This is a genomic window from Pseudoalteromonas sp. SCSIO_11900, assembly GCF_000576475.1.
Lineage (GTDB): Bacteria > Pseudomonadota > Gammaproteobacteria > Enterobacterales > Alteromonadaceae > Pseudoalteromonas > Pseudoalteromonas tetraodonis.
Map to the genome: position 1 here is coordinate 2418582 of NZ_KK070023.1, position 14235 is coordinate 2432816.

Genomic DNA, 14235 nt, shown 5'->3' on the forward strand with positions numbered 1-14235 from the left:
TAAGTGACATTTTTAGATTTTATCGATGTAGCCCCATACTCGTGGGCAGCTATTGGTACGGCGGCTTTTTGTGGGGCTATTATTGGTATAGAACGGCAATTGCGAGGCAAACCTGTAGGGATCCGTACTTCTGCACTGATCACTTTAGGTACTTACTTGTTTTTATCGACTGCGTTTAATTTACAAGGGGATGTGATTGATCATTCTCGCGTGGTGGGGCAAATAATTACCGGCATCGGCTTTTTAGGCGCAGGCGTAATGCTCGCAAAAGACGGTGCGGTAGTCGGGGTTACCTCTGCTGCCACCATTTGGGTACTGGCCTCCATTGGCGTGATGATAGCAACCGAGAATCTAGGGGCTGCTATTAAGCTCTCGGTGCTTGTGGTGGGTATTTTATACGGCGTTGATGTGCTAGAAGCTAAGTTTAAAAGCTTAAGTAAAGGCGTGCATGCTAAAGTGAAAAGTTATCATAAACGCTATTATCGAAAAGACAGTATTGATACCGAGCGCCACTAATTAGTGGCGTTTTTATGCGGGTAGTACTTTGTTTTGGAAGCTAAGCGCATCTTCAATTGGTGCGGGGCGGCCAATAAAATAACCTTGTACACTGTCTACATTGAGTATTCTTAACGAGTTTAGTTCTTCTGCGGTTTCACCAAACGAGAACAAGCCGCTCTAAATTATGGCATCGCTATGCTGTTATTTATACTTACTTTGCGGTTGTGTTGCTCGCTATCACCGCAATTGATCTAGAGACTGGCATATCGCATTGGGTGTGTACTCTTCCTGTATTGGTTTACTTATTGTTTGGAAAAAAGCATGGCTTTATAAGCAGCTCTGCGTTGTCAACGGGCTGACTAAAATATCAAACAAGGGCAAAGAAACAATTAACCAAATAACTTTCGTCTGACTACTTTTCTGTATTCGCTCGGGGTTTGGCTCAATACCTTTTTAAACACACGGGTCAAGTGTCCTTGATCGTTATAGCCAACTTCTAACGCGACTTCCTGAATTGATAAGTTCGATGAGGCCAGTAATTCTTTTGCACCTTCAACACGTAGCTGCTGCCAGTACTCTATAGGGCTTTGATTTGTAGCAAGTCGAAACCTGCGTGTAAACGTGCGGTAGCTTAAGCTAAATTGTGCCGCGACTTCTTGTAAATCTAACTCACTAGATAAATTAGTTTTTAACCAAAATTGTATTTGTGCAATAAGTTCATCAGCATGTCGGTTCACGGCGCCTTCTAAATAGCGTTGATCTTCGTAGGGTTTACGTATTTCATGTGAAAAGTTTCGCTCAACATGCTGCGCCGCTTCTTTACCATAGTATTGGCTAATAATATGAACAATAACATCAGCTAAGGCATTTAAACTCGCTACCGTATACAGGCGCTCTGATTGGGTAATAAAAAAATCAGGTTTTAAGCTAACGTTTGGATAATCTTGAGAAAATTGCTTGGCATAATGCCAGTGAGTGGTTGCAGGGTGACCATCAAGTAAACCGGCTTCTGCGAGCAAACAATTGCCGGTACCAACACCAATAATATGGCTTCCCATCGTAAAACTCTCATTGAGCCAATTAACTATTGGTTGATTCGTTTTAACAACCGGGCGTGGATTACGCCAAATACCCGGAACAATGATTAAATCGCAATAGGGGGCGTTATCACTGCTGCAATCAGGCACGATGGCTAAACCTGTTCTGGTTGCAATAGGAGCCATATTTTTAGCAATTAAATGAATATTCAGCGCTCTAAAGTGTTGCTTACTAGTGTGCCCCTTGGCGAACGCTTCACCTGCTCGGAGCATTTCAATTGGCAGGGTTAAACTAGTTACCAGTAGGTGCGAGTAAACAGCAATGGCTATATTTAATGGTGGATTTGTTGGATTATTGCTCATTTAAATGCTCCGACCAGTTGTTTTTGGCCTTTTGTGCTTAATATTTGGCTATTAAAGCACAAAGATGTGTGCGTAATCCATTTAAACTAATTCCATATTCTTATAACACGTTTTTTTAAAGGTAAATTATGACCGCATTACCCGTCATTGTTGGCATGGGAGGCATTAATGCCGCTGGCCGTACTTCTTTTCATCAAGGTTATCGTCGTATCGTGTTAGATAGCTTAGAGTCTCAAGCTCGTCAAGAAACATTTTTAGGCCTTGCCACATTAATGAATTTAGTAAGTGTTGTGAATGGACAACTACAAGACATGCAAGGCAATAATGTTGAGCAAAGCGACATAGAAGCACGTTTTGGTGAGCAAATTATTGCAGGTACATTAATTCGCAAAATTGAAAAACAACACTTTGATGTAGATGCCACGCCGTGGCAGCAAAAAATGACGTTAACCGCATCGGATGAAAACGCGATTGTGTTTGAAACACGCCGTCGTGATTTACCTTCGCCAGTTCCTGAAAGTTGGCACGTAGAAGAGCTTGAAAATAAAAAAGTGAAAGTAACTATTGCGGCTCAATTTGATATTAAACATGATTCTACTCGTGATAACCCAATTAAATCGGCAGGGCAGCTACCCACAGGGTTTGATCCGTCAATTATGTACAATAGCCGCTACCAACCTCGAGGCTTACAAGCCACTATTTTTGCTGCCACCGATGCAATAAAATCAACAGGACTTGATTGGCAATACATTATGAATAGTGTAGAGCCTGATAAAATTGGTACCTATTCAGCATCGGTTATTGGCCAAATGGACGATAAAGGATTAGGTGGGTTAGTTAAAGCGCGCCAGCAAGGTGATCGCGTCAGCACTAAGCAGTTGGCACTGGGTTTAAATACAATGTCGACTGATTTTATTAACGCCTATGTTACGGGCAATGTAGGAACTACTTTTTCTACATCGGGTGCGTGTGCTACCTTTTTATATAACTTGCGCGCAGCAGTAAACGATATACAAGCAGGGCGTACACGTGTTGCAATTGTGGCAAGTGTAGAGTGTGCGATTACCCCTGAAGTGGTTGAAGGTTTTGGCAATATGAGTGCGCTGGCTAATATTGAAGGTTTGCGCCGCTTAGATGATTTAAGTAATGACGATGAACCTGATTATCGTAGAAGCAGCCGCCCATTTGGCGAAAACTGTGGCTTTACTTTAGGTGAAGGCGCACAAGTGGCTATATTAATGGATGATGCGCTGGCACTTGAACTAGGTGCAGACATTATGGGCTGTGTGCCTGATGTATTTGTTAACGCCGATGGAGTAAAGAAATCAATTACTTCACCTGGGCCTGGTAACTACATTACCATGGCAAAATCGGCTGCACTTGCCAGTAGCTTACTAGGTAAAGAGGCATTACAGCAACGTAGCTTTATTTTAGCCCATGGTTCAAGCACTCCACAAAACCGCGTAACTGAGTCGTTAATTTATCATAAAGTAGCGCAAACATTTGCAATAGATAATTGGAAAGTAACCGCCCCTAAAGCGTATGTTGGCCATACTATAGCACCTGCCAGTGGCGATCAGCTTGCCATTGCCTTAGGTGTATTTAGTCATAATATTATGCCGGGCATTACTACCATAGATAAAGTGGCTGATGATGTTTATGCAGATCATTTAGATATTCGTAACAGTCACTATGATTGTGGTAATATGGATATTGCATTTATAAACTCTAAAGGGTTTGGTGGTAATAATGCAACAGCCACAGTGCTTTCAGCAAAAGTAACGATGCAGATGCTTGCTAAGCGTCATGGCGATGAAACGATGGGGCTTTATACCAGCAAGCATGCAGCAGTAAAAGAAGCACAACAGCACTATCAACAACAAGCAGATTTAGGTCAATACGTGCTTGTTTATCGCTTTGGTGATGGGCTGATTGATGAAAATGACATTGTTATTGATGAGCACAGCATTCAGCTGCCAGGCTTTGAAAAAGCAATTACATTCAGTACAACAAACTCCTATCAAGATATGTTCTAAGCACACATACTTGTTAGCAAGGCGCTTTTTAAGCGCCTTTTTTGATATATGAACCCATATTGTAGTTTAACTAATGCGCTAATTAGTTCCTTAACAAAAATATTAAAACTTCACCTCTTTGCAAATACTTCAAATTACTAATCTCTTATTCCGCATTAATCTTTGGATGGCCAGCCTGAAACTATTTTATTGGTGAAGCTTTGCACAGGCGTTGAGTCTTGATTATGTTTAACTTTTGAAGGGGCAGGCTTTATATAAAACAGGCAAACAATAGTACTATAACACCAGCTGCAATGGCTCAGAGCTGTTCAAAAAATAAAAGAAAACAAATAGATAAATAAAAAACGCTATAAAGCAGGTAGGTTACTTTCATTCCATTAACCTCATTACTGTTTGTTTTTTCACCTTTGGCTATAAATTAAACAAAATCAATTAATAAAACGGTTTTAACTGTTTATTTTATGAGGCCTTACCAAAGCTACTCAGTAAAATGCAAAAAGCGCCAAAACAGTAAACCTACTTTGGCGCTTTTATTAGTATTAATAAACAATTAGTTAGCTAATAACCATTCGCTTAGTAAGCGAACACCAAACCCCGTTCCCCCTGGCGAAAGCTCATCTTTACCTTTTTTCACTAAGGCATTACCTGCAATATCGATATGCACCCAACGTGTATCGCCAGCAAAATGCTCTAAGAAAGTGGCTGCAGTGGTTGCGCCTGGGCCACCTGATCCCACATTTGTTAAATCTGCAATATCAGACTCCAACATATCTTTATACCCTAAAGGTAGGCGCCATAGGTTTTCGTTCACTTGTTTACCGGCTACCGTTAGTTGAGATACTAAAGCGTCGTCATCTGAAAACACAGCCGCGTATTCATTGCCTACAGCACGGATTTTTGAACCGGTGAGTGTTGCAACATCAATCATAATTTCTGGTTTGTAATACTCACGCGCATACCACATAGCATCACTTAATACTAAGCGGCCTTCGGCGTCGGTATTTAAAATTTCTACACTCAAGCCTTCAGCTGTGCGAACAACATCACCTGGTGCTACAGCGAACTGCGATACCATATTCGCAGCCATACCCATAACAGCTACCACGTTTTTCTCAGCTTTAGCTAACGCCATTGCTTTAACTGTACCCAATACTGCAGCAGCACCGGCCATGTCTGACTTCATGCGTGCGATAGATGCGCCGGTTTTGATGCTGTAACCACCTGAGTCAAATGTAATGCCTTTACCAACAAGGGCAATAGGGGCATCGTCAGACCCTTTATAATGGGCAACCACTAAACGGGCACCTTGCTGGCTACCTCGGCCAACAGCTTCTAATGCACCCATACCCAGTTCTTTTATTTCTTTAGGCTCTAATACTTTGATGGTTACGCCTAAAGATGCTAATTCTTTTGCCGCATTAGCAAAGTCAACCGGCGTCATTTCGGTAGCGACTTCAGAGGTTAAATCGCGGGCTAAAAAAACCCCCGCTTGAATACTTTCTAATTGGGTGTAAAGCTTGCGAGTTTGCTTGGTGTTATTAACATCAAATGTGTAGCTAACTGTTTCAGTGTTTGGTTCTTTTTTATAGTTTTCAAAACGATGATCGCGTAAGTTTGCACCATGGGCAAAGTTAGCAGCAAGTAATGCATTGTCACTTACACCGGTTACATCTTCAAAAACAACGCTGGCAGTACCAACTTTGGCTTTAACTAGTTGAGCATGAATATTACCGCCTAACTTAGCTGCTTTTGCTTTATCAAGCTCGCTAGTTTTACCAGTACCTACGACTAAAACGCGGCTGTAGTTACTTTTACTTGGCGCAGCAAGTTGTGCCACTTTAGCGTAATCGCCGGTAAAATTTTCTATATCAATAACGCGTTGCAATTGGCCATCGAACTGCTTGTCGAGCGCTTTAAATTGGCTGTTATTTCCATCTTGGCTATAAAATACAACCAGCGTATTTGCATCGCTGTTCACTTTTGAAGAAAAATTAAAGTCTGCGGCTTGGGCATTCATGCACATACTCATTGCAAGCGCGATTGAAGAGGTTTTTATAATACGTTTCATTTTTTTAACCTAAGAATAATATAAAGGTGTGTTTTACACTATTTACGATGCTGTGGTTAAGTAGGATACGGCGAAATCGCAAATAACAGCGATATACGTCTAAATTCATGTCTAAATACCATGACATAACGACTTGATAAACATATTGTGATGCTTAAAGGTTTAATTAAAACAATGCTCGCGTTACTATTAAATATAAAGGTAACACGGCGCTTCTAACCTAGAGAACCCACATTGAAAGCTAAAGAAATTCGCAATTTTTATATCAACGAAGAGCAATCGGTTTATTTGCTGTCACACCGTGATGCAAAAAAACATCGTCAGTGGCTTAATATTTGTATTAAACAGCTCACTTTGCTTGGCTATAAAAAGGTAGAAATGATTGGCTCAGGGGCATTTGGGTTTGTATTTGCAGGGGATGATGAGCATGGCCTGCCTTGGGTGTTTAAGTTTTCTAGAATTACGCTCGCGCAAAGTGTACGTGATCGCCTTGAAGATGAAGCGTATATGCTTTCGCAAATCAAAAATCCCTTAGTGCCAACATTTTATGGCTTTGAGCGAATAAAAAAGCAAGGTATTTTGATGATGGCGCGCGCCATTGGTGAAGACCTTGAAAAAATATCACTAAAGCAAGGGCGCTTACCGGCCGCCAAAATAATGAGCTTAGCGGTTAAATTAAGAAATGTGTTGCTTGATTTACGTCGTCATAAAAATGGTTTAAGCCCGCAGCCTATTGTACATGGTGATATTAAACCCTCTAACTTGGTGTGGGATGAAAATGAAAAGCAGCTATCCTTAGTTGACTGGGGAAGCTCTGTTTATGCCCAAGTAGATGAACAAGGAAACCCAATTGCCAGTAATTTTATGGATTTAATGTCCGGCGATTTAAGTACCACTAACGCACGAATGGGTGATGTTTATTTTATAGGTGATGCGCAAATGTCGGGTGAAAAGTCATCCCCTCGTTTTGATGAGCAAGGGGTTGCATCAACGCTATATGCACTTGCCTCAGCGCAGTCTTGCCGATTTGGTGCTCAGGCTATACCGGCCAGCAGTTTAATGTTACCTAAGGAGCTGGCAAACGTTATTGATGGCATGCTTTCAAAAGAACGGTTGGTTAGAGACAAAGCGGGTGACTATTTTATGCGTAACATAGAAACCATGGCAAAAGCGTATTTACCACAACTACCAAAAACAGAAACTAAAGCGGTAATTCCGTTTTGGTTTAGCCAAGACCCCGAACCCGAAACCGTAGTTTATAGCTCTAGAAAACAATTTTTACGCCAAGCCGACCATAAACAGCAATTACTCGATGTAAACGATGCTCAGCTTGATAGGTATTATAAAGAGTTTTTATTTGATACTGGGGATACCGAAAAAGCATTTTTAGCCTCTATTAGTCGTTTAGCTAAATATCCTGTAGTAGGAGGGCTCAGCTTTCATTGGAAAGATGAATCGCTCTATGTTGAATCGTCACTCATTATGCATGACGAAACACTCGCAACCGCGTTTACTGATGCGGTTAATAACACGGTGATGCTTGCACAAGCTATTAGCCAAAAAGGCTTATTTAAGTGTTGTTTATTTGATGCCCGCAAAACAATTCAGTTAGAACGTGATGGCACCGGCGCATTTAAATTTAATCAATTACCAGAGCTTGATTATGAAGTGGTTAATGTAAAAGCCAGCGATGTGACGCGTCCGCATTCATATTTTGAAGATGGTAAAGACCCCGATGAGCAACTGCAACTGCCTAAAAAAGTCATTAAATGTGTATTTGAGCTAAACCAGATACATCATACCGGCTGTATTATTTTTGAGGCGCTGCCAGATAGGATGAAAATACATCATTACTACAGATTACTTGATGCCAGCAAAGAAGTAGAATTTAAACGTTTACTAAATAAGCTTATGCAATACGCGGTAAATATTACCGACGTGGGGGTGGCTGGCTTTATGAAGTTACCTTATAAAAACACTCGTGAGTTCGGTTTATGTGAACAACAACCCAGCAATTATTACCCTAAAAATCCAAAGCAACTACTTAATTAATAAACCGCTCGCTTAAGCTGGTGGTTTAAAAATTGAAAGTCAAAAATAGAAAGTTCAATGGCAAAATCTAAACCACAAATTACATTACAAAGTTTCGGCATATATAGTCACTGGGACAAAGACAGTAAATCACTACCGCAAATTACTCAATTCACTACGCAAGTCAAAGCAGAACTTGATGTAGAATTTGGTCTGATAGTTAATATTAAAAAAGCCAAAGGCGAAAAACTACATTTCTGTATTTACCACCCAGATATTATAGATACCAATGGCGAAGTGATGCTGCCTTTTGAGGGCACTGTATATGTTAAAGATAACGACTGGTCGTTTTATTTAGGCGATACGGTATGGGAGCCTATTGAGGATAAAATAGGTGACTGGCGTATGACCTTATCTTTAGCGGGGAAAGTCATTGCGGATAAAACATTTAAGTTAGTGGCTAATGAAGAGACAAAAACCGAAGACGACTTTTGGAAATACCGTGGTTATTAATTGCTACACTATGCAATAACGCAAGAGCTAACGTTTATTGTTAACTCTTGCCTAAAAGGTGTATTAGTTACCCCACGGGTTACTTGAATTTGAACGTTGCTTACGGGTACGCGCACGTTGTTTTGCTGCTTTTTTTGCTTGAATACGTTTGGCATCAGAAAAGCTTAACTCGCAAGGCTCACCTGGTTTATCACCTTCAGGGATAATACGGTCGCGTGGAGGCAGTTCGTATTGTACGTCATCTGGGCGAGGTAAGTTTTTAAGGCGGTACAAATAGAAATTATCTACTTTTTGTTGTGCCCACTCGGTTTTACGCAAAAATTTAACTGCAGATTTAATGTCTGGATTATTTTTAAAGCAGTTAAGTTGTAAGTAGGCATGCAGGAGTTCCCACCCATATTGCTCAACCAGTTCTTCAACCACTTGCTCTAATTTAACGCCTTGCAGTGGGTTATTACTGAAAAGTTCTTGGTTGCTCATAGGTGTTCTCTCGTTATTAAAAAATCAGCGAACATTATAAATTTAATAACGAGAGTTTAGTAGCAAAAATGCTTAACTTTGACAATTAACCACTACACGACCACTAATTTGGCCTTGCATTAGTTGCTCGGCGCTTTCAATGACTTGATCAAGATTTATTTCAGTTGAAATTTTATCCAAGTAATCAGCATTAACTAATGAAGCTAAACGATCCCAAGCTTCAACACGATCCGCTTTAGGGCGCATAACGCTATCAATACCCATTAATGAAACCCCACGTAAAATAAATGGTGCAACCGAGGCCGGTAAGTCCATACCTTGAGCAAGCCCGCAAGCAGTAACAACCCCCCCATATTTAAGTGATGCACAAATATTTGCAAGTGTATGGCTACCTACAGAATCAATAGCTGCAGCAAAGCGTTCTTTTTGCAGAGGTTTACCAGGGTTCGAAAACTCATTTCTATCAATTACATTAGTTGCTCCTAATGATTTTAAATAGTCTGCTTGCTCCATACGACCTGTTGCAGCGGTGACTTGATAACCTAGCTGGCTTAGTAAATAAATAGCAAAACTGCCTACGCCACCATTAGCACCGGTCACTAAAATTTCACCTGACTCGGGAGTAACGCCTTGCTTTTCTAGTGCAATAACACTGAGCATTGCCGTATAACCGGCAGTACCAATTTGCATAGCTTGTTTAGGTGATAAGTTAGCGGGTAGGGGAATTAACCAATCACTGCTCAGTGCTGCTTTTTGAGATAAGCCACCCCAGTGCTTTTCGCCAACACCAAAACCATTTAAAATAACGTGGTCGCCACTTTTAAATTCAGCACTGTCGCTGCTAGTCACTGTACCCACTAAATCAATCCCCGGCACCATAGGAAAACTACGTACAACGGGGCCTTTACCCGTGATGGCTAAGCCATCTTTATAATTTAAGGTACTGTAAAGCACATCAATTAATACATTTTCGTTTGGCAGATCGTCACTGTTTATGGTGCTTAGGGCTGCAGTGTAGTTGTCGTCTTGCTTATCTATAACAATAGCTTTAATAGAATTGCTCATTAGATTTCCTTTTAGACCGATCGTCTTTAAATTAATAATAAAAAATACATTAACTGAGTAATGCGCGTAAAAACATTTCTGTGTATAAGGTAAGTGGCTTACTTGATTGGGTTAGTTTAGCTCGCATTACTGCACCTTCCCAACCCACCCAAAAATATTCACTCATTTGCTCGGTATTAATGTGTGGATTAATAGTTTGTTGCTGCTGCGCTAAATCTAAACATCGTTTTAATTGTTGTTGCCAAGCGATGTAGCTTTGCATTAAACGGGTTTTAAAGTCGTCACTTAAATGATTAAGCTCTTGATTCAAGTTACCCACCAAGCACCCGCGTTTGTAATCATACTTTTGCATTCCAGCAATTGCGCTTTGTGTGAAATTAACAATGCGCTCGAGTGCGGGGACTTCAGATTGCTCTAGGTAACATTTAAGTTTATTTATAAAAAAATCGTCGTAGGCATCAACAAGTACCAAGCCATAGGCTTCTTTACTTTTAAAGTAATGATAAAAGGAGCCTTTAGGTACTTTTGCTTTTTTTAATATGGTATCGAGCCCGGTGGCACTAAAGCCAAACTCAGTTAAGGTTTCTAAGCCCACACGAATGAGCAGCGCTTTTGTATCTGCGCTGTCTCTGGCTATTTTGGGTGGGCGGCCACGCCTAGTTGCAACTGCTGGTGTTTTGTTCATGCTTCATATTAGACCGATCGGTTTTAATTAATCAAGTTTTTATTTGGGATGTTTTTAAAACAGCTCTGACGTTCATTTTTTGATTACAAATTAATTGGGAACTTAAGGGCATATTGTTAGTCACAAATATGACACTTGTGTGTTTTGAACCGATGTATCGGTACATTTTAATAAAGTTAAATAGGTTAAAGTTGAGCAATAAAATTATTTTTAAATTAATTTATCATTGCATCAGCAGCTTAGTTAAAGTCAAACAAATTAATTGTATTTTGTGTTTGAATTAAACATTTTTGTTAGCTATTTATTAAATGTAGATGAACTTAATGCTACAAAAATATAAATATAAAGGTGAGGATTTTACCGATGAAGAGACAGAAAAGAGATCGTTTAGAAAGAGCTCATTCTCAAGGTTTTAAAGCTGGTTTAGCTGGTCGCTCAAAAGAGCACTGCCCTTATCAACAAGTTGATCCTAAGTCTGAGTGGCTTGGTGGTTGGCGCGAGGCAATAGAAAATCGCAATATGTATAAAACATAAACTCACAACGAATTTAAGCAAAAAAGCCTCTAGTTAGAGGCTTTTTTGTTGCTTGCGTTAAAATTAAAACGCGCTAGTGTCTTGGAATAAGCCCACTTTTAAATCTTTTGCTTCGTATATAACGCGGCCGTCTACTTCAACAGTGCCATCAGCCATACCCATAAACAACTTACGTTTAATAACGCGTTTCATATCGAGACGGTAAGTTACTTTTTTTGCCGTTGGTAGAATTTGGCCAGTAAATTTCACTTCGCCTACACCTAATGCGCGGCCAAGACCAGGGCCACCAGACCAGCCTAAGAAAAACCCAACCAGTTGCCACATTGCATCTAAGCCTAAACAACCCGGCATTACAGGGTCGCCTTTAAAGTGGCAGTCAAAAAACCATAGGCTAGGGTCAATATCTAGCTCAGCAATAATTTGGCCTTTACCATGCTCACCACCATCATCGGTGATAGAGATGATACGATCCATCATTAACATGTTGTCACTTGGTAAACGACAATTTCCTTCACCAAACATTTCACCTTGACCACAAAGGATCAAATCTTCTTTTGTATAGCTATTCTTAGGTTCCATAACACTTTATCTTTGCTTAGAAATTGCCCCGTACTTTAGCGTACACTTGTACGCTAAACAACTCGGAGCAGTTAAAAAATGGTTTAAATATAGCCAATCAGACAATGCAACTGATTTTAGTATGATTAAACCGCGCAATTACTAACAGAAATCATTATAATTAGGGCTGACTTTTAATCAGTTTAAAGGAAATTTATGACCCTTTTTGTTAACTCACTCACTGTGATTGATTTTTCTTACTTATGCAATAAACGCGGTGCAGTTGGCGAAAGTTGGATTGTTGATTTGACTTTACATGGCAAACTAAATGAAGAGTCTATGGTTTTAGACTTTGGCTTAGTTAAAAAGCAAATAAAAGGCATCATTGATGAATGCATTGATCACCGTTTAGCCGTACCTAACAATATAAACGGCAGCATTCATGAGTTTGCTGATCACAAAACATTAGATTGCACGTTTGCCGATAATAAGCACCTAGCAATGAGTGCGCCTCATCAAGCTTTTTGCCTGATTGATACCGACGAAATAACCATTGAGTCAGTTACAGAGTATTTAGTTGCTACAATTTTGCCACAGCTTCCTGATAATATTGAAAAAATTGAACTGGTATTAAAGCCTGAGCACAACCAAAGTTTTTACTACCACTACAGCCATGGCCTTAAAAAGCATGATGGTAACTGCCAGCGTATTATTCATGGCCATCGCTCACAAATTGGTATAAGCCTTGGCGGTATTTCTATGCCTCGTTTACAAAAACAGTGGGCTGATAAATGGCAAGATATTTACTTAGCTACCAGCGAAGATAAAATCAGCGCCTCTGAATTAAAACATATTATCGCCAAAGAGGATGACGTGTGTTTTGCATATACAGCCGCGCAAGGTTATTTTGAAATGGCTATTAGCGAATCGCGTTGCGACATTTTACCAATGGATACCACAGTAGAATGTATTGCTGAGTATATTGCCGGCCAAGTAAAACTGCAGCATCCAGAAAAAGACGTAAAAATTACCGCTTATGAAGGCGTTGGCAAAGGGTCAATTAGTTATGCTTAAATCCTTATTAGTGTCAGCGTTAATTGCATCATTTAGTTTAAGTGCTTTGGCAGTTGAACTAAAAGGGCATTTAACTCAAGGCGGCTTGGTTACAGGGCAATTAAATAACGCAAAATCGGTTAGCTTAAATGATAAGCCATTAAAGCTATCTGATACTGGTTTATTTGTATTTGGTTTTGGTCGTGATGCAAAACCAAACCACACTTTATCATGGGTTGATAAAAGTGGAAAAAGCCACAGCCAAGATTTAGTTATAACCCTTCGTGACTACAACATCGATAAAATAACCGGTGTTGCAAAAAAATATGTATCGCCACCAAAAGCGGTCAGTGAACGTATTAGCCGTGAAGCGGCCGCGGTAAGAAAAGCGCGCGCTGTTAACTCTGACCTAGAGTACTTTTTACAGCCTGTGCTTAGGCCTGCCGAGGGCCGTATTTCAGGTGTTTATGGAAGCCAGCGTTACTTTAATGGTGAACCACGCAGACCACACTTTGGTTTAGACATAGCAAATAAAACAGGCTCTCCTGTGTATGCGCCGATCAGCGGTACCGTTGTATTTGCTGAACCAGATTTATATTACTCAGGTGGCACATTAATTTTAGATCATGGCCATGGGGTTACCTCGACTTACATTCATCTAAGCAAGCTAGATGTAAAATTGGGGGATAAAATTACACAAGGTATGAAAGTGGCAGAAATAGGTGCTACGGGCCGTGTAACTGGCCCACATTTAGATTGGCGATTTAATTGGCAAGGTGAACGCCTTGACCCTGCATTATTGATGCAAGACACATTAGCAAACAAAAAGTAGAGATTATGACTCAAGTAGAGCGCGAAGCAATTATTGCGCAGCGTATAAAAGATTCGACCACATCGGTTACAAAAGCGGTATTTCCTGGGCGTACTAATCACCACAATACGCTATTTGGTGGTGATGCATTAGCGTGGATGGATGAGGTTGCTTTTATTGCAGCTACCCGTTTTTGCCGTAAGCCATTAGTGACTATTTCATCTGATAGGGTAGATTTTAAAGAGGCTATTCCGGCAGGTTCATTTGCCGAATTAATCTCAAAAGTGTCGCATGTAGGGAATACCAGCCTAAAGGTAGATGTTGAAATATTCTTAGAAACCATGCACAAAGATAATAAGCATTCTGCTATTACGGGTAGTTTTACCTTTGTTGCCGTGGATGATAACCACAGACCAACACCGGTAGTATGCGATAAAATGCTACATGGCTTTGAGTTATAACGCTAAATAGTAAATTAATATAAGCACCTAGTTTTGGTGCTT

At 40.2% G+C, this 14235-nt stretch carries 16 protein-coding genes; 9 read left to right on the forward strand and 7 right to left on the reverse strand.

Going from position 1 to position 14235, the window contains the following annotated elements:
• Nucleotides 1-3: 3 nt before the first annotated feature.
• The gene (locus BG00_RS11240) at nucleotides 4-516 is read left to right on the forward strand and encodes an MgtC/SapB family protein (RefSeq protein WP_013464839.1); all 513 of its coding nucleotides are present in this window, start codon (nucleotides 4-6) and stop codon (nucleotides 514-516) included.
• 12 nt (nucleotides 517-528) lie between these two features.
• On the opposite strand, the gene BG00_RS17815 is transcribed toward BG00_RS11240, so the two are convergent.
• A complete protein-coding gene (locus BG00_RS17815; RefSeq protein WP_175416136.1) occupies nucleotides 529-669 on the reverse strand; it encodes a hypothetical protein in 141 nt (46 codons plus the stop codon).
• Here BG00_RS17815 and BG00_RS18550 point away from each other — a divergent pair.
• A complete protein-coding gene (locus BG00_RS18550; protein WP_367869503.1) occupies nucleotides 645-857 on the forward strand; it encodes a hypothetical protein in 213 nt (70 codons plus the stop codon). The genes BG00_RS17815 and BG00_RS18550 overlap by 25 nt on opposite strands.
• A 30-nt stretch (nucleotides 858-887) precedes the next feature.
• Here the strand turns inward: BG00_RS18550 and BG00_RS11245 are convergent, their stop codons facing one another.
• On the reverse strand, nucleotides 888-1898 hold the full coding sequence (locus BG00_RS11245) for a GlxA family transcriptional regulator (protein WP_036982671.1): 1011 nt from the start codon (nucleotides 1896-1898) through the stop codon (nucleotides 888-890).
• Between the two features lie 128 nt (nucleotides 1899-2026).
• On the opposite strand from BG00_RS11245, the gene BG00_RS11250 reads away from it, so the two are divergent.
• The gene (locus tag BG00_RS11250; protein WP_036982673.1) at nucleotides 2027-3934 is read left to right on the forward strand and encodes a beta-ketoacyl synthase; all 1908 of its coding nucleotides are present in this window, start codon (nucleotides 2027-2029) and stop codon (nucleotides 3932-3934) included.
• Nucleotides 3935-4484: 550 nt separating this feature from the next.
• Here the strand turns inward: BG00_RS11250 and BG00_RS11255 are convergent.
• Nucleotides 4485-6002 (reverse strand): leucyl aminopeptidase, encoded by a 1518-nt coding sequence (locus BG00_RS11255; RefSeq protein WP_036982674.1) that lies wholly within the window; start codon nucleotides 6000-6002, stop codon nucleotides 4485-4487.
• Between the two features lie 234 nt (nucleotides 6003-6236).
• On the opposite strand from BG00_RS11255, the gene BG00_RS11260 reads away from it, so the two are divergent.
• Both BG00_RS11260 and BG00_RS11265 read left to right on the forward strand, forming a co-directional pair.
• Nucleotides 6237-8054: a protein kinase domain-containing protein gene (locus BG00_RS11260; RefSeq protein WP_036982675.1), complete on the forward strand. Its 1818-nt coding sequence runs from the start codon at nucleotides 6237-6239 to the stop codon at nucleotides 8052-8054.
• Nucleotides 8055-8111: 57 nt separating this feature from the next.
• On the forward strand, nucleotides 8112-8546 hold the full coding sequence (locus tag BG00_RS11265; protein WP_036982677.1) for a DUF3859 domain-containing protein: 435 nt from the start codon (nucleotides 8112-8114) through the stop codon (nucleotides 8544-8546).
• Between the two features lie 63 nt (nucleotides 8547-8609).
• On the opposite strand, the gene BG00_RS11270 is transcribed toward BG00_RS11265, so the two are convergent.
• The 3 genes from BG00_RS11270 to acuR form a co-directional block, all read right to left on the reverse strand.
• Entirely contained in the window at nucleotides 8610-9026 is a 417-nt protein-coding gene (locus tag BG00_RS11270; protein WP_036982679.1) for a VF530 family protein, read from the reverse strand.
• A gap of 72 nt (nucleotides 9027-9098) precedes the next feature.
• Nucleotides 9099-10091, reverse strand: a complete 993-nt coding sequence (acuI, locus tag BG00_RS11275; protein WP_036982681.1) for an acrylyl-CoA reductase (NADPH) — start codon at nucleotides 10089-10091, stop codon at nucleotides 9099-9101.
• 49 nt (nucleotides 10092-10140) lie between these two features.
• On the reverse strand, nucleotides 10141-10776 hold the full coding sequence (acuR, locus tag BG00_RS11280; RefSeq protein WP_036982685.1) for an acrylate utilization transcriptional regulator AcuR: 636 nt from the start codon (nucleotides 10774-10776) through the stop codon (nucleotides 10141-10143).
• Between the two features lie 363 nt (nucleotides 10777-11139).
• On the opposite strand from acuR, the gene rmf reads away from it, so the two are divergent.
• The gene (gene rmf / locus BG00_RS11285) at nucleotides 11140-11310 is read left to right on the forward strand and encodes a ribosome modulation factor (RefSeq protein WP_008114656.1); all 171 of its coding nucleotides are present in this window, start codon (nucleotides 11140-11142) and stop codon (nucleotides 11308-11310) included.
• A 63-nt stretch (nucleotides 11311-11373) separates the two neighbouring features.
• Here rmf and fabA read toward each other — a convergent pair whose 3' ends face one another.
• Entirely contained in the window at nucleotides 11374-11889 is a 516-nt protein-coding gene (fabA, locus tag BG00_RS11290; protein ID WP_008114654.1) for a bifunctional 3-hydroxydecanoyl-ACP dehydratase/trans-2-decenoyl-ACP isomerase, read from the reverse strand.
• Nucleotides 11890-12084: 195 nt separating this feature from the next.
• Here fabA and BG00_RS11295 point away from each other — a divergent pair, with 195 nt between their 5' ends.
• Genes BG00_RS11295 through BG00_RS11305 form a run of 3 tightly spaced genes read left to right on the forward strand, consistent with a single transcriptional unit; the run spans nucleotide 12085 to nucleotide 14193 of the window.
• Nucleotides 12085-12942, forward strand: a complete 858-nt coding sequence (locus tag BG00_RS11295) for a 6-carboxytetrahydropterin synthase (RefSeq protein ID WP_036982688.1) — start codon at nucleotides 12085-12087, stop codon at nucleotides 12940-12942.
• The gene (locus tag BG00_RS11300) at nucleotides 12935-13753 is read left to right on the forward strand and encodes a M23 family metallopeptidase (RefSeq protein ID WP_036982689.1); all 819 of its coding nucleotides are present in this window, start codon (nucleotides 12935-12937) and stop codon (nucleotides 13751-13753) included. The genes BG00_RS11295 and BG00_RS11300 overlap by 8 nt, the downstream gene beginning before the upstream one ends.
• A gap of 5 nt (nucleotides 13754-13758) precedes the next feature.
• Nucleotides 13759-14193, forward strand: a complete 435-nt coding sequence (locus tag BG00_RS11305) for an acyl-CoA thioesterase (protein WP_008114650.1) — start codon at nucleotides 13759-13761, stop codon at nucleotides 14191-14193.
• The last annotated feature ends 42 nt before the right edge of the window (nucleotides 14194-14235 follow it).